We start from the raw sequence: 15,560 nt of genomic DNA, 5'->3' as shown, positions 1-15,560 counted from the left end.
CTTTATTAGGTCAGGCGTTGTTTGACGCATCGGCGTCGCGCTGTTTTGCCCGCTTGCGGCAGGCATCACCAAATGCCTGGAAAATGGCCAGGTAGTGAGGATTGGAGCTTACCTGCCATTCGGGGTGCCATTGCACCCCTAAAGCAAAAGCCTTGCCTGCACCGACAGAAATTGCCTCGATCAACCCATCAGGAGCCTGTGCCTCGACCCGCAAGCCAGGCGCCAAACGTTCCACACCTTGCGCATGAATCGAGTTGACTTGAATTTTCTCGGGTAAGCCCAGACCGGCCAGCAGGCCACCGGACTGGATGAGCAGGTCATGTGCCGGAGCGTACCAGGCATCCAGGGATTGCCCGGGCACCTCCTGATGACGGTGGTCCATGAAAGGCTCCACCTCCTGCACGTTTTGATAAAGGCTGCCACCGAAGGCTACATTCATTTCCTGAAAGCCGCGGCAAATACACAGCACCGGAACACCCGCTTCGACGGCGGCGCTGAGCAGCGGTAAGGTAGCGGCGTCCCGTGCAGAATCATGAGCAGTGCCCGGCGCGCTGGCTGGACCCTGGTAATGGAAAGGTTCGATATTGGAAGGAGAGCCGGTAAAGAGGATGCCGTCCAAACCGTCCAGAATATCGGACGGGGAAAGCAGTTGCGCCAGAGACGGAAGAATGACCGGCACGCCCCGGGCGGCGCTAGCTACTGCTTGGACGTATTCGTCGCCACTGATGTGATAAGCATGCAGACCGATCTGCTTGGAGCAGGCGGTGACGCCGATTAACGGCAGGCGAGACATGAAACACCCCGGTATTATTGCTGTTATGGGTTTGATTCGAGCTTAGCCTTGTTCATTTTTTTACACAACACCCCCGTAAAAAATACAACACGGCCCGCTCAAGCCTGCGGTACCCAAGGTGTCCGAAGCCCAAAAAACGCCCTGTTTTGCTTCAAAAGGGCCATAGCAGCCCTCTATTAGGGCATAAAAGGCCTTACTTGACTTCGGCAAGCCGTTCGGGTTGACTGAAACCAGAAAAGATCAATGATTGATATTTTTAACAACAAAGGTGTTGCATCATGTCGGTACCCCCGCGTGCCGTTCAGCTTAACGAAGCGAACGCGTTCCTTAAGGAACATCCTGAGGTTCTGTACGTTGACCTTCTGATTGCGGATATGAATGGTGTGGTGCGCGGCAAGCGTATCGAACGCACCAGCCTCCACAAGGTTTACGAGAAAGGCATCAACCTGCCGGCCTCCCTCTTTGCCCTGGATATCAATGGCTCTACGGTGGAAAGCACCGGCCTGGGCCTGGACATCGGCGATGCTGACCGAATCTGCTATCCGATCCCCGATACCCTATGCAACGAGCCTTGGCAGAAGCGCCCTACCGCGCAGTTGCTGATGACCATGCACGAACTGGAGGGCGATCCGTTCTTTGCCGATCCACGAGAAGTCTTGCGCCAGGTCGTAACCAAGTTCGATGAGCTGGGGTTGACCATCTGCGCGGCTTTCGAGCTGGAGTTCTACCTGATCGACCAGGAGAACGTGAACGGCCGGCCACAACCTCCACGTTCGCCGATCTCCGGCAAACGCCCGCACTCCACCCAGGTTTACCTGATCGACGACCTCGACGAATACGTCGACTGCCTCCAGGACATTCTGGAAGGTGCCAAAGAGCAAGGCATCCCGGCCGACGCGATCGTCAAGGAAAGTGCCCCGGCACAATTCGAAGTCAACCTGCACCACGTGGCCGACCCGATCAAGGCCTGCGACTACGCGGTACTGCTCAAGCGACTGATCAAGAACATCGCCTACGACCATGAGATGGACACCACCTTCATGGCCAAGCCTTATCCAGGCCAGGCAGGCAACGGTCTGCACGTGCACATTTCGGTCCTGGACAAAGACGGCAAGAACATCTTTGCCAGCGAGGATCCCGAGCAGAACGCCGCATTGCGTCACGCGATCGGCGGTGTGCTCGAGACCCTGCCGGCGCAGATGGCCTTCCTCTGCCCGAACGTCAATTCCTACCGGCGTTTCGGCGCGCAGTTCTATGTACCGAACTCGCCGAGCTGGGGGCTGGACAACCGGACCGTGGCCCTGCGTGTACCCACCGGTTCGGCCGACGCGGTACGCCTGGAGCACCGGGTCGCCGGTGCCGACGCCAACCCATACCTGTTGATGGCTTCGGTCCTAGCGGGCGTGCACCACGGTCTGACCAACAAGATCGAGCCGCCGGCGCCGACCGAAGGCAACAGCTACGAGCAGAACGAGCAAAGCCTGCCGAACAACTTGCGTGATGCCCTGCGCGAGCTGGACGACAGTGAAGTAATGGCCAAGTACATCGATCCGAAATACATCGATATCTTCGTCGCCTGTAAAGAGAGCGAGCTGGAGGAATTCGAACACTCCATCTCCGACCTCGAGTACAACTGGTACCTGCACACCGTTTAAGCGGTGGCACAGAAAAAACGCCGCGGGGCTCCAAGGCCCGCGGCGTTTTTTTGTGCCATTTATCAACCTCCGCCCAAGGCTGTCACTACAGAGACCCCTGCCCTCTCACGTACAATGCCCGCAGCCCTGTAGGAGACACAGATGACGCGCACTGCCCCTCTTCGCAAACCCCGCGCACGCAGCCAGGCCCGAATCGATTCGATACTCGAAGCCGCCCGAACCCTGTTGGCCGCCGAGGGCGTATCCAGCCTGTCGATCTACAGCGTGGCCGAACGGGCGCAGATTCCACCGTCGTCGGTGTATCACTTCTTCGCCAGCGTGCCAGCCCTGCTGGAAGCCCTGACCGCCGATGTCCACGCCGCATTCCGCGCCTGCCTGCAAGCGCCGATCGATCACGCCTGCCTCAACAGCTGGCGGGATCTGTCACGCCTGGTGGAGCAACGCATGCTCGCCATCTACGATGAAGACGCCGCCGCCCGCCAGTTGATCCTGGCCCAACACGGCCTAACCGAGGTGACCCAGGCCGACCGCCAGCACGACATCGAACTGGGCGACCTGATGCACAAGCTGTTCAATCATCACTTTGCGCTGCCGGTCCTGCCCCAGGACGTGGACGTATTTGCATTGGCCATGGAGCTGGGGGATCGGGTGTATGCACGCTCGGTGCAGCAACATGGGCAGATCACCGCGCGCATGGCAGAGGAAGGCATGCGCGTATTCGACGCCTATCTGGGCCTCTATCTACCGCCCTATCTGGCCAAGCGCCCGACACCACTGTAAGCCCACCGCCCGCCGGCTCACACTTGCCGCAACAGCAACCTGTCAATCCGGTGGTCCGCCGACTTGTGGATAATCAGATTCGCCCGTTCCCGGCTGGGCAGAATGTGTTCCACAAGGTTCTTCAAGTTGACCCGATCCCAGGTATCGGACGCCACTGACAGGGCCTCGGGGTCAGACAGCCCCTTGTACTTGTTGAAGTACGAATCGGTGGATTGGAAAGCCGTGTTCTTCAGATAGACAAACCGCTCCAGATACCAGGCCTTGATCATCTCTTCGGGCGCATCGACATAAATGGAAAAATCGATGAAGTCCAAGGCATTCAAGCCTTGCCCCGGCTCGCCCTGCAGAACATTCAAACCTTCCAGGATGATGATGTCCGGCGCCTCCACCGATTGAGCCTCATCCGCCAGGATGTCGTAACGCACATGGGAATAGATGGGAATATGGGCCGCTTCACCCTTGTTGCACACAGCCTTCAGAAACGCCAGAAACAGCGGCTCGTCGTAAGACTCGGGGAAGCCTTTTCGATGCAGAATATTTTTTTCCTGAAGCGTCGCCAAAGGAAAAAGAAATGAGTCCGTGGTCACCAGATGCACATTGGGCTTGCCCGGCCAATACGCCAGAAGCGCCGCCAGAACCCGGGCGAAACTGCTTTTACCCACTGCCACGCTACCGGAAATACCGATGACATAAGGGGCCTTGAAGCCTGCCTGCGGCACCTTCAGCGCCTGCACCTGAGCGGCGTGCAAATGCAGCAGGCGCGACAGCGGGAGCAGAATCTGCCTCACTTCCTCGGACGCCATGGGCTGGGTCGGACTGGTCAACGTCTCCATCTCGGACGGTGACAGGCTCATGGGTTCCCCCGCCCGCAGAGCTGACCAATGGTCGCGATCGAACTCCAGATACCCTACGTTTGGACCCTGCTCTGTTGTCATGTCTGTACTGTTCAGGCCTTGCGAAAGCAGGGAAAGTATCAAATCTGACCGTTATTTACAGCGCCCTTGAAAAAGCCCGGAGAGGCGCGCCCCCCTCCAGGCCGGTATGCAGCATCGCTCACAACTTGGCGATCGACACCTCGGTGGACTTCACAAAGGCGATCACTTCGCTGCCAATGGACAACTCCAACTCTCTGACCGAGCGGGTGGTGATCACCGATGTGACAATCCCGGAGGCTGTCTGCACGTCGATTTCCGACAACACGTCACCTTCGACGATTGCCTTGATGGTGCCTTTGAATTGATTGCGAACGTTGATGGCTTTGATGGTCATAGCACAGCTCCTGAAGGCCAATGAGCTGCAGGCTTCAAGCCTTAAGCGGCAAGTAACAGCACATCGCCCTTGCTTGCCGCTTGCAGCCGGAAACGTGCCGCTGCTTTAAGGTGCCCAGCGCAACTGCGTGGGCAAGGGTGAAACGGGTTCCGCTGTCGGCGCCAAGCCGGGCAATGTCAGCGCACGATCGAGGACTTCGGTGTCCAGGGCGCCAGCCGCTGCACGCTGCATTGTTCATCCATGGCCGCACCTCAGCTCCGGGATGCGCCTTGGGGGATGATGTCGTTGGCGACCATCTCCCCGAACGGGCTGATATAAGCGGCTGCTTCGGGTTGCTTGGGTCGTTCGATGTCCAGATGCGGGAACAGCAACTCGGCCACCCGATAGGCCTCTTCCAGGTGTGGGTAGCCGGAGAAAATGAAGGTGTCGATCCCCAGGTCTACGTACTCTTGCATCCGCGCCGCCACAGTAGGGCCATCGCCCACCAAGGCAGTGCCAGCACCGCCACGCACCAGACCCACTCCGGCCCAAAGGTTGGGGCTGACTTCCAGTTGGTCGCGACGGCCTCCATGCAGAGCCGCCATGCGCTGCTGGCCCACGGAATCAAAGCGCGCCAGGGATGCCTGAGCCCGGGCGATGGTGTCGTCGTCCAGATGGGAAATCAGGCGCTCGGCGGCCTGCCAGGCCTCGGCATTGGTTTCCCGCACAATCACGTGCAGACGGATGCCAAAACGCACGGTGCGTCCGAGCTTGGCCGCCTTGTCCCGCACTTGCTGAATCTTCTCGGCCACGGCGGCCGGTGGCTCGCCCCAGGTCAAAACCATCTCCACCTGCTCAGCGGCCAGGTCCTGGGCGGCCTCTGAAGAGCCACCGAAATACAGCGGTGGGCGCGGCTGCTGCAACGGCGGATAGAGCAACTTGGCGCCCTTCACGCTGATGTGCTGGCCGTCGTAGTCGACGGTTTCGCCTTCCAGTACCCGGCGCCAGATGCGGGTGAACTCCACCGAAGCCTGATAACGCTCTTGATGGTCGAGGAACTGGCCGTCGCCGGCCAGTTCGTCCGGATCGCCACCGGTCACCAGGTTGAACAACGCCCGGCCGCCGGAAAGCCGATCCAGGGTCGCCGCCTGGCGCGCCGCCACCGTCGGGGAAATGATCCCAGGGCGCAGGGCGACCAGGAATTTAAGGCGCTGGGTCACCGCAATCAGCGAAGCCGCCACCAGCCAGGAATCCTCGCAGGAGCGTCCGGTGGGGATCAGCACCCCGCCAAACCCCAAGCGATCGGCGGCCTGGGCGATCTGCTGCAGGTAAGCATGATCCACGGCGCGCGCGCCTACGGCGGTGCCCAGGTAATGGCCGTCGCCGTGAGTGGGCAGAAACCAGAAAATATTGAGGCTCATGGAGCGGTCTCCTAAAAGGGTCGAATTACGGCGCTTTGGCCACGGCGGCGGGGGGCGTCCAGATCACGTCTTGAATGCTCAGCAGCATGGGAATCAGCTTGAGCTGATAGAAGCTGTCGGCGATTTTCTGCTGCGCGGCGATCACCTCCGGAGTCAGGAAACCCGCGCCATAGCCCTGGCGCTTCACCAAGGTCAGGGTGATAACAGTGGACAGGCCGAGCAGCGACGCCACCTGCTCGGTGACCTCCTGCGGATTGGCCTTGGACCACTCGCCCACCGCCCGCACCTCTTCCACCAGGGCCTTGATCACCTCGGGGTGCTGCTGTGCGTAGGGTTTGGTCGCCAAGTAGAACTGGTGGTTGTCGACGATGCCGCTGCCATCGTGCAGCGTGCGCGCCTGCAGTTGCTGCCCGGCCGCCGCCTGATAGGGGGCCAAGATCACCCAAGCGTCGACGCTGCCGCGCTCGAACGCCGCTCGGGCATCGGCCGGAGGCAGGAACACGGCCTGGGCGAACACCGGCGGGGTTTCGCCGGTCACGCCGACGTCGATGGAACCGACGTTCAGCCCTTCCAGCAACTGCGGACCACCCGGAAACTCGGTCCACTTCACGTCCACGCCTTGCAGCGCCAGGCGCTTGTCCAGGGTGCCCTTGGCCTTGAGCAGCACCAGAGTGCCGTACTTCTGATAACCGATACGCAGGGTTTCGGCTTGAGCTTGAACGATGGCGCCAAAGGACACAGCCGCAGCAAACAGAGCGACCAGACCGCGACGCAAAATGACAGGGCGCATGGCGCTCTCCTTTTTGCAGTGGGGTTGTGGCTGCACCTGCTTGCCCGTTGGCGGGCGAGTAAGGTCGGTGCTTCAAATCAGGGGGGTGGCTCAAATGCTCCAGCGAGCACTCAACAGACGTTCATTCAATAGATGCGGATCCAACGGCTTGGGGCGGCGCGCCAAGGCCCTGTGGAACTGCTCCAAGGCCTCCGTCAAACGCCGCTCCAGGGCCTCTGCCAGCGGCGGCTGGACACTGCCTTCGCCGTAGGCGATCTGGCTGTCCTCGGCAAAGAGGCCCTGGAGCATTTCCTCGGCCTTGAGCGCCGAGAGCACGGGTTTGAGGGCGTAATCCACCGCCAGCATATGGGCGATGCTGCCGCCAGTGGCCATGGGCAATACCACCTTGTGGCTCAGGGCACGCTCCGGCAGCAGGTCGAGCAGGGTTTTCAATGCCCCGGAAAACGACGCCTTGTACACCGGCGTGGCGATCAGCAGGCCATCGGCTTGGTCGATGTGTTGCAGCAGGTCGATGACCTGGGGGCTGTCGAAGCGGGCGTGAAGCAGATCCTCGGCCGGGAAGTCCCGCACCTGGTAACTGACCACTTCCACGCCGTGCTGCTGTAACCAGCGCTTGGCCAACGCCAGCAGCACCCCGGAACGGGATCGCTGACTGGGGCTGCCACCGAGAGAGACCACCAGCATGCAGGGGATTCCTTGAACGAAATGAAGCGATTCGCAGGACGCGCTTTCGCCGGGCAGAACAAACCTTAACAGTCTATTTTTATACCTATAAATCTTATTTATTCATTTGTTTATTCCTTAATGAAATATAAAACACTGAGTAGTGGAGAAAAAACAGGCGGTCGAAACGGCCTTAAAACCCCTGCTTTATGGTTTTGTTACTCCTGCATTCTGCGTAGGAGCGGGCTGGCCCGCGAAAGGGGCGGCTAAATTTGCACCGGTCTCACCATCGCCTTTGCCGGCAAGCCGGCACCTGCAGCGGTGAGCGGGTCAGCGATTGGGTTGTGGAGTCAGGCGCAGGTAAGGCTTCACTGCGCGATAGCCTTTGGGAAAGCGGCGCTTGATCTCGTCCTCGCCCTTGAGCGAAGGCACGATCACCACTTCGTCACCGTCCTGCCAGTTGGCGGGGGTGGCCACCTTGTAGTGGTCGGTGAGTTGCAGCGAATCGATCACCCGAAGGATTTCATGGACGTTGCGCCCTGTACTGGCTGGGTAAGTGATGGTCAGGCGAATCTTCTTGTGCGGGTCGATGACGAACAGTGAGCGCACGGTCAGGGTGTCGCTGGCATTGGGGTGGATCAGATCGTAGAGGTCCGACACTTTGCGGTCGGCATCCGCCAGGATCGGGAAATTGACCAACGTGTTCTGGGTTTCGTTGATGTCTTCGATCCAGCGCTGATGGGAGTCCACCGGGTCGACCGACAAGGCAATAGCTTTCACCCCGCGCCGGGCGAACTCGTCCTGGAGCTTGGCGGTGAAGCCCAACTCGGTGGTGCACACCGGGGTGAAGTCTGCCGGATGGGAAAACAACACGCCCCAACTGTCGCCCAGCCACTCGTGGAAACGAATCGGGCCGGCACTGGAAGCCTGTTGGAAATCGGGGGCGATGTCGCCCAATCTGAGGCTCATGGCTGCTGCTCCTGTGAGTGCGTGATGAAGCCACTCTGCCTGCAGCGACGATCATTTAAAAAGAATAAATATCGTCAAATTAAGAACCAAAAAGAATATTAAAGATCTCTTCACTGGACTCACGAACACACCTCAATCACCCTTCGCAACAAGGTTCGAGAAGGCCTTGAGTAGCTGTAAAAAGAGGGGATTCAAGAACGGCTCACGGGGGTGAGCCTGACTTGAAACAACACCTCGCCCGGCCTTGCGCCGGGCGAGGTTTTATCGCGCGATTACAATCGAGCTGTTACAACAGCGGAATCGAGTAGCTGACGATCAGGCGGTTTTCGTCCTGGTCGCGCTGATTCGGAATATCGTTACGCCACATGGCGTTTTTCCAGGTCAAACCGAGGTTCTTCAGCGGACCTTCTGGAATCACGTAAGCCACAGTCAGGTCACGCTCCCATTCGCTGCGGCCGCTGCCCGCCACGGTGCCGCCCTTGGAGACCGTGTCGATGTTGTCGCCACGCAGATAGACCACGCCTGCGGTCAAGCCTGGTGCACCCAACCGAGCGAAGTCATAGGCGTAGCGCGCCTGCCAGGTACGCTCGCCGGCACGGGCGAACTTCTGGATCTGCATATCGGTAATCAGGTAGGCCGACGAACCATCACCCTGGTTCAGCCAAGGGAAGTCGCTGCTGCCGTTGCTGACCTGGTAGCCACCACCGAAGGTATGACCGGCAACCGAGTACAGGAACAAGCCGCTGTAGAGGTTGTTATCAACCTTGCCCTTACCGCTTGGAACACCGGAGTAGTTGCCGTTGGTGAAGTAATTGAGATCGTGACCGTTAGCACCGTCGTCACGGCTGTTGAAGTAACGCAGGTCGGACTTCAGTACGCCCGGGCCGATCGACCAGTTATGAGTCAACCCCAGGAAGTGTTGCTTGTAGAAGTTATCCAGATTGCCGTAGTAGTACTGCGCAGTCAGGTCTTTGGTGATTTTGTAGTCACCGCCACCGTAGATGAATTTGTTGCTGTCACGGCCCGCCGCGGTACGAGCGTTGGCACCTGCAATCGACAATTCTTCGTTGTTGCTGGAGTTACGGCCCTTGGCGTGCTCGACCTGACCACCGACCAGGGTCAAATCCTTGATCTCGTTGGAAGTGATCTGTCCCCCCTGGAAGGTCTGCGGCAGCATACGACCATCGTTGGTCACGATGACCGGCAGTTTTGGCTGCAGGGTCCCCAGCTTCAGCTCAGTCTGCGAGATCTTGGCTTTGGCCGTCAGGCCCAGGCTGGAGTAGTTATCAACCGCTTTGCCATTGGACTCGCTTGGAAAAACCGTACCGCCATAAGCGTTATTCGAGGCGCCGTTGGTGCCGCCACCCGAATCCAGCTTGATGCCCAGCAGGCCGATAGCGTCAAGGCCAAAACCTACGGTGCCCTGGGTATAGCCCGACGTGAAATTGAGCTGGAAACCTTGGCCCCACTCCTCCACCTTGCTCTGAGCCTTAGCGCCTTTAGTGCCCGAGTCGCGGTTATCGTTATTGATGTAGAAGTTACGCAGCCCCAAGGTGGCTTTGCTGTCTTCGATAAAGCCGGCAGCGCCTGCCTGCTGCGCCAGAGCCCCGACGGCCACAGCCAGGGCCAAGGTGGACTTGTTCATGTTTCGCTCCTCTCGTTTTAATTTTTGTGGTTCTGAGCCCCAGATCGAAACGCCCGGGTGCCGCAGATGCGCGATTAGCGCCAGACCGTGACCGCCAAGTCAATCGTAACAATATGTGTCTACAACTATCGTCTAATCACGGTCATTTCGTGCCTTCAGGGTAATGAATTCTTCATAAACCCAAAAAGAATTATTTTGATATTTTTAATTCCCACCAGGAATAACGCACGCCAACAGCAACGCGAGAACCCCGACTTAGAGGCTCACGTGTTTTTTTATAAAATGTATTTTTTCGATCCAGATGCCCCAGATCGCGCTCGCTAGCGGCAAAAAAGCGAGCCTGAATCAAAAAGCGGCGCAATGATGGCGAACGGCCTATCCTTCCGTCAATTTGTTACATTTTTTGTATCAAAATGAATTTTTTATGACAGGCAGCCTCCCCACACACAACGCCCCGTTTATTCGGTCGGAGCGTTGCGTAAACGGCGGTTAACCCGGCTCAGAGGGCTTTTTCGAAGATTTTTGAGTTGCGCTGGTAGTTGTACAGCGAGGCCCGGGCCGAGGGCAGGCGCTCGACGCTACTAGGTACAAACCCCCGCTCACGGAACCAGTGCGCGGTGCGGGTCGTGAGGACGAACAAGGTCTTCAACCCTTGCGCGCGAGCACGGGTTTCAATCCTTTCCAGCAGCTCATCGCCACGCTTGCCATGACGGTACTCGGGGTTCACCGCCAAGCATGCCAACTCGCCAGCGTCAGACTCGGCGATCTGATACAGAGCCGCGCAAGCAATGATCATGCCCTCACGCTCGACCACACTGAACTGCTCGATTTCACGCTCCAGCACTTCACGGGAGCGCCGCACCAGGATGCCCTGCTCTTCCAGCGGGCTGATCAGGTCCAACAGGCCGCCGACGTCTTCGATCGCCGCCTCACGCACCCGTTCGAACTGCTCTTGAGCGACCAGCGTACCGCCACCATCGCGGGTAAAGAGTTCCGTCAACAGGGCGCCGTCTTCGGCATAGCTGACGATGTGGCTACGGCCAACGCCACCCCGACAAGCCTCGGCAGCCGCATCCAGCAGTTCGGCCTGATAGTTGCCACCCAGGCGCTGCAAATGCGCCGGAACCTGTTGCGGACGCAGCTCGCGGACCAACTTGCCGCTTTCATCCAGCAGCCCCAGATCCGCACCGAACAACAGCAGCTTGTCGGCGCCCAGATCGATGGCGGCACGGGTGGCGACGTCTTCACACGCCAGGTTGAACGTCTCGCCCGTGGGCGAGTAACCCAGGGGCGACAGCAACACAATGGAACGCTCATCCAGCAGGCGATTGATGCCCTTGCGATCGACCCGGCGCACTTCACCGGTGTGATGGTAGTCAACACCTTCCAACACGCCGATAGGCCGGGCGGTGACCAGATTGCCGCTGGCCACCCGCAACCGCGAGCCCTGCATCGGCGATGAGGCCATGTCCATGGACAGGCGCGCCTCGATGGCGATGCGCAACTGGCCCACAGCGTCGATCACGCATTCCAGGGTTGCCGCATCGGTAATCCGCAGGCCGTGATGGTAGTGAGGCGTCAGGCCGCGAGCCGCCAGGCGCGATTCGATCTGTGGACGCGAGCCATGCACCAGCACCAGTCGCACCCCCAGGCTGTGGAGCAGCACCAGGTCGTGGACGATATTGCCGAAGTTGGGGTGTTCAACGCCGTCACCGGGCAGCATGACCACAAAGGTACAGTCGCGGTGGGCGTTGATATAGGGAGATGCGTGGCGAAGCCAATTGACGTATTCGGGCATGAACCTGAGCCTGTAAATAAAAAGCAGCCTATGAAAGGACGAAACGGAAAACGCACAGCGGGCTGATGGTTATCGTCGGAACAGGCTTGGCAACACGCTTACTCTCCTCATGGGTACGGACCGCGACGCAGGCTATTTACTGAAATTGGGCCGGTGTCAGGCAGTAATGTTCAATCAACTTTCTTAGTAGATGCACGGTAGGCTGCAAGCGTGACATTTCGAGGTACTCACCCGGCTGATGGGCACAGGCGATGTCGCCCGGGCCGAGCACCAGGGTCTCGCAGCCAAGGCGCTGAAGATAAGGCGCTTCGGTGCCAAACGCCACTGCTTCGGCACGATGCCCGGTCAGTTGCTCCGCCACCCGCACCAGCTCGGCATCCTCGGGCTGCTCGAACGGCGGCACCGCAGGAAACAGCGGCGCGTAATCAATCTGTACGTCATGACGCTCGGCGATCGGCAGGAGCCTCTGCCGGATCGCCTCGCGCAGCACATTCGGGTCCATGCCCGGCAAGGGCCGCAGATCGAACTCCAGGGCACACTGACCACAGATGCGGTTGGGATTGTCGCCACCGTGGATGCAACCAAGGTTCAAGGTCGGATGCGGCACGCTGAACTGCGGGTTGCGGTATTCGCGCTGCCACAGCAGCCGCAGCCCGCGCAATTCGCCAATGGCGTCGTGCATGGCCTCCAGGGCGCTGCGCCCCAGGCTCGGGTCCGAGGAGTGACCGCTGCGCCCGAGGATGTCGATGCGCTCCATCATGATTCCCTTGTGCAAGCGGATCGGCTTGAGCCCCGTAGGCTCACCGATCACCGCGGCGCGCCCCAGGGGCCGCCCGGCATCGGCCAAGGCCCGCGCCCCGGCCATCGAGCTTTCTTCATCGCAGGTGGCCAGGATCAGCAGCGGTTGCTTGAACGGCTGCGCCAGCAACGGCTGCACGGCTTCGATGATCAGGGCAAAAAAACCTTTCATGTCGCAACTGCCAAGACCGATCCAGCGCCCGTCCACCTCGGTCAGTTTCAGCGGGTCGGTCTGCCACAGCGCCGCGTCGAACGGCACCGTGTCGCTATGCCCGGCCAGCACCAGGCCGCCGGGACCGCTGCCAAAACTGGCCAGCAAGTTGAACTTTCCGGGGCTGACTGGCTGGATGTCGCAGGCGAACCCAAGGTCGCCAAGCCAACTGGCCAGCAACTCGATGACCGGGCGATTGCTCTGATCCAGCGCAGGCTGGGTGCAGCTCACCGACGGCGCAGCGATCAACGCAGCGAACTGATCCTTCATAGACGGCAATGGCATGAGCTGGCTCCGCGAATCCCAAGATGGACTTCATCATAGAAGCATCTGCTGAACGGAAGAAACCGTCGCGGCACCTGCGGGCGCCTTGTCCTGTACACTGCACGGCCTTGGCAGCCTACTCTTCCCCCGGCTGCGCTCCCGATCCTGGATTGTCCGGCCATGCAGAAAGAAACCGAAATCAAACTCCGCGTCAGCCGCGAAACCCTCGCCGCCCTGCGCGAGCACCCACTGCTGAAAAAACGCAACAAAAGTGGCTGGGAACGCCGTGAGCTGATGAACCAGTACTTCGACACCCCTGAGCGCGATCTGGCCCGGGCCAAAGTCGCCCTGCGCCTGCGCCGCGACGGTGACGCGGTGATCCAGACCCTCAAGACCCGCGGCCAGAGTGTCGCCGGCCTGTCCGAACGCAACGAATACGACTGGCAATTGGCCAAAGCCAAGCTGGACGTGAAAAAGCTCGAAGGCGATTGCTGGCCCGAAGCCTTGGCCGAACTGGACAAAAAGACCCTCAAACCGCTGTTCACCACGGATTTTGTCCGCGAACGTGCAGACATCGCCTGGGGCCGTGGCAAAGCCAAAGTGGTCATCGAAGCAGCCCTGGACCTGGGCCAGGTGATCACTGGCAAGCACAAGGAAGACATCTGCGAGCTGGAGCTGGAACTGCGCGAAGGCGAACCGGCGGCCCTGCTGGAGCTGGCGGCGGAACTGGCCCTCACCCTGCCGTTGATGCCCTGCGACATCAGCAAGGCCGAGCGCGGCTATCGCCTGTTCGATGCCGGCAGCTACTCCCTGAGCCTGCCGGCACCACAGCTGAGCGCCGAAACCCCGCTGGACGAGGCTTTCGCCGCCCTGGCCTGGCATCTGCTGGGCAGCAGCCAGCGCCTGGCCGAACAGTATCGTTTCAACGGCCACTGGCGCCTGCTGCAAGACTGGGTGGACAACCTCGCCGAACTGCGGGCCCTGGCCAGCAGCCTGGGCCAGGCCGCGCCGCGCCAGTCCACTGCCGAACTGCGCAGTGCCCTGGATGCCCTGCTGGAAGACTGGCGTCCGCTGGTACAAGCCGGCCTCGACGATGAAGACGTGCGCAAGGCCGCGCCGGAGCAATTCATCGAAGAACTGCAGGACGTGCGCTGGGGCCTATTCTCCCTGAACACCTCGCGCTGGCTGCTGGCCCGAGCCTGGACCGCCGAGCGCAACACCCGGGGCAATCGCCAGGGCGCCGCGCAACTGGGCAGCTGGCTGCCACGCCTGCTGGCCGAGGAAGCCACCTCCCTGCAACTGCCGCGCTACCAGCAGCAACCGGAAGACCTGGCCGAGCAACTGCCGCGGATCGAACGCATCCAGGCCTGGCTGCACCACGCCCGCGCCGCGCTGGAGATTCCGGAGCTGGACCGCCTCTACGGTGAACTGAACAAACTGGCACAACTGGCCAACGAGCCGATCACCGACGAAGCCCTCGATGCCCGCAAACAGCAGGCCATTGCAGTGTTCCAGAACCGCGCCTGGAAAACCCTGCTGCGCCTGTAAGCACTTGCCGTCAGCGCAATACCGGCAGGCTGGTGGTGGACTTGATCTCCGACAGGGCAACGGTCGAGTTCACCTCCTGAATGCCTGGCACCAGGGACAGCTTCTCGAAGAAGAACCGCTCATAGGCCTCGATATCCGACGTCACGATGCGCAGTAGGAAGTCCACCGCCCCCATCAGCACATAACACTCCAACACCTCCGGAAAACCGCGAATCGCCTCGGTGAATTCGGTGAAGTTGGAGCGCCCATGAGCGTTGAGTTTGACCTCGGCAAAGATCTGCGTGTTGAGGCCGATCTTCTTGCGATCGAGCAACGTCACCTGAGCGCGAATCACTCCTTCCTCCTTCAAGCGCTGAATCCGCCGCCAGCACGGCGACTGGGACAGCCCCACCTGCTCGGCAATCTGCGCGCTGGAAAGCGAAGCGTCCTCCTGCAGCAAAGCCAGGATACGGCGGTCATAGGCGTCCAGATCGTTTTGCATAATCAACCCTCATAACCATGAGATCACGAATATAACAATTCGTTTTTTATGGAATATGCTCAATCTTAGATAAGAAATACCCCAAATCCCATGTAAAAATTTCTCCACTGATCTGGAGACCACCATGCCCCTTCTCGACCCCGCTCCTCGCGCCGATGTCTGGAACCTCAACAACGCTCACTGCCGCGTGCATTACCAGGTGCGGGCCGATGCAGAGGCCGATGTGCTATGTCGGGTCCTCAACCATTTCGCCCTGCAGTTCCTGGTGCCGCAGCGGGTCTCGGTGATCCAGCAAGACGCCACGCTGCATATCGAAGTGGAACTCGACGGCCTGAGCTGGCACCGGGCCCAGGTGATCAGCGACAAACTGCGCAACCTGATCAGCGTCTGTTCGGTGGACCTGGAACTGGCGCAGACATCGCGCCTGCAAGCCACGGGCTGAAGCTGGTAAAACCCTGCAAACCTTGACCGGCGGCTCCTTGCTCCTCCGGGACTA

Annotated in this window: 15 protein-coding genes and 1 pseudogene; 4 read left to right on the top strand and 12 right to left on the bottom strand. The window is 60.0% G+C overall.

Annotated features, from left to right (window positions below):
• Nucleotides 1-10: 10 nt before the first annotated feature.
• Nucleotides 11-793 carry a gamma-glutamyl-gamma-aminobutyrate hydrolase family protein gene (locus PLD_RS14205; RefSeq protein WP_159893718.1) on the bottom strand — a complete coding sequence of 261 codons (783 nt, stop codon included), beginning with the start codon at nucleotides 791-793 and terminating at the stop codon, nucleotides 11-13.
• Nucleotides 794-1,071: 278 nt separating this feature from the next.
• On the opposite strand from PLD_RS14205, the gene PLD_RS14200 reads away from it, so the two are divergent.
• Nucleotides 1,072-2,448 carry a glutamine synthetase family protein gene (locus PLD_RS14200; RefSeq protein WP_159893716.1) on the top strand — a complete coding sequence of 459 codons (1,377 nt, stop codon included), beginning with the start codon at nucleotides 1,072-1,074 and terminating at the stop codon, nucleotides 2,446-2,448.
• A gap of 141 nt (nucleotides 2,449-2,589) precedes the next feature.
• Complete coding sequence (locus tag PLD_RS14195) at nucleotides 2,590-3,228, top strand: TetR/AcrR family transcriptional regulator (protein WP_159893714.1); 639 nt, start codon at nucleotides 2,590-2,592, stop codon at nucleotides 3,226-3,228.
• 17 nt (nucleotides 3,229-3,245) lie between these two features.
• Here the strand turns inward: PLD_RS14195 and coaA are convergent, their stop codons facing one another.
• From coaA to argE, 10 genes and pseudogenes are all read right to left on the bottom strand, one after another.
• On the bottom strand, nucleotides 3,246-4,205 hold the full coding sequence (gene coaA / locus PLD_RS14190) for a type I pantothenate kinase (protein ID WP_256674633.1): 960 nt from the start codon (nucleotides 4,203-4,205) through the stop codon (nucleotides 3,246-3,248).
• 76 nt (nucleotides 4,206-4,281) lie between these two features.
• Nucleotides 4,282-4,497 (bottom strand): molybdopterin-binding protein, encoded by a 216-nt coding sequence (locus PLD_RS14185; RefSeq protein ID WP_159893712.1) that lies wholly within the window; start codon nucleotides 4,495-4,497, stop codon nucleotides 4,282-4,284.
• 105 nt (nucleotides 4,498-4,602) lie between these two features.
• Nucleotides 4,603-4,707: pseudogene (gene ssuB / locus PLD_RS14180) on the bottom strand (aliphatic sulfonate ABC transporter ATP-binding protein); the annotation flags it as partial.
• 41 nt (nucleotides 4,708-4,748) lie between these two features.
• The gene (gene ssuD / locus PLD_RS14175) at nucleotides 4,749-5,897 is read right to left on the bottom strand and encodes an FMNH2-dependent alkanesulfonate monooxygenase (protein ID WP_159893710.1); all 1,149 of its coding nucleotides are present in this window, start codon (nucleotides 5,895-5,897) and stop codon (nucleotides 4,749-4,751) included.
• A 25-nt stretch (nucleotides 5,898-5,922) separates the two neighbouring features.
• On the bottom strand, nucleotides 5,923-6,687 hold the full coding sequence (locus tag PLD_RS14170; RefSeq protein WP_159893708.1) for an ABC transporter substrate-binding protein: 765 nt from the start codon (nucleotides 6,685-6,687) through the stop codon (nucleotides 5,923-5,925).
• A 90-nt stretch (nucleotides 6,688-6,777) separates the two neighbouring features.
• Complete coding sequence (gene ssuE / locus PLD_RS14165) at nucleotides 6,778-7,371, bottom strand: NADPH-dependent FMN reductase (protein WP_159893706.1); 594 nt, start codon at nucleotides 7,369-7,371, stop codon at nucleotides 6,778-6,780.
• 309 nt (nucleotides 7,372-7,680) lie between these two features.
• Nucleotides 7,681-8,319 (bottom strand): peroxiredoxin, encoded by a 639-nt coding sequence (locus PLD_RS14160; protein WP_159893704.1) that lies wholly within the window; start codon nucleotides 8,317-8,319, stop codon nucleotides 7,681-7,683.
• A 286-nt stretch (nucleotides 8,320-8,605) separates the two neighbouring features.
• Nucleotides 8,606-9,964: an OprD family porin gene (locus PLD_RS14155; RefSeq protein WP_159893702.1), complete on the bottom strand. Its 1,359-nt coding sequence runs from the start codon at nucleotides 9,962-9,964 to the stop codon at nucleotides 8,606-8,608.
• A 499-nt stretch (nucleotides 9,965-10,463) separates the two neighbouring features.
• Nucleotides 10,464-11,762, bottom strand: a complete 1,299-nt coding sequence (gene argA, locus PLD_RS14150) for an amino-acid N-acetyltransferase (RefSeq protein ID WP_159893700.1) — start codon at nucleotides 11,760-11,762, stop codon at nucleotides 10,464-10,466.
• A gap of 136 nt (nucleotides 11,763-11,898) precedes the next feature.
• Entirely contained in the window at nucleotides 11,899-13,056 is a 1,158-nt protein-coding gene (gene argE / locus PLD_RS14145; RefSeq protein WP_159893698.1) for an acetylornithine deacetylase, read from the bottom strand.
• A gap of 159 nt (nucleotides 13,057-13,215) precedes the next feature.
• On the opposite strand from argE, the gene PLD_RS14140 reads away from it, so the two are divergent.
• On the top strand, nucleotides 13,216-14,583 hold the full coding sequence (locus PLD_RS14140) for an inorganic triphosphatase (protein ID WP_159893696.1): 1,368 nt from the start codon (nucleotides 13,216-13,218) through the stop codon (nucleotides 14,581-14,583).
• A 10-nt stretch (nucleotides 14,584-14,593) separates the two neighbouring features.
• On the opposite strand, the gene PLD_RS14135 is transcribed toward PLD_RS14140, so the two are convergent.
• Nucleotides 14,594-15,064, bottom strand: coding sequence for an Lrp/AsnC family transcriptional regulator (locus PLD_RS14135; protein ID WP_159893694.1), 471 nt, complete (start codon nucleotides 15,062-15,064; stop codon nucleotides 14,594-14,596).
• A 124-nt stretch (nucleotides 15,065-15,188) separates the two neighbouring features.
• On the opposite strand from PLD_RS14135, the gene PLD_RS14130 reads away from it, so the two are divergent.
• Nucleotides 15,189-15,506 (top strand): hypothetical protein, encoded by a 318-nt coding sequence (locus tag PLD_RS14130; RefSeq protein WP_159893692.1) that lies wholly within the window; start codon nucleotides 15,189-15,191, stop codon nucleotides 15,504-15,506.
• The last annotated feature ends 54 nt before the right edge of the window (nucleotides 15,507-15,560 follow it).

This window comes from Pseudomonas sp. LD120 (assembly GCF_009861525.1).
Classification (GTDB): Bacteria; Pseudomonadota; Gammaproteobacteria; order Pseudomonadales; family Pseudomonadaceae; genus Aquipseudomonas.
The sequence above is the reverse complement of the archived record's forward strand: the minus strand, read 5'-3'. Positions and strand labels throughout refer to the sequence as shown.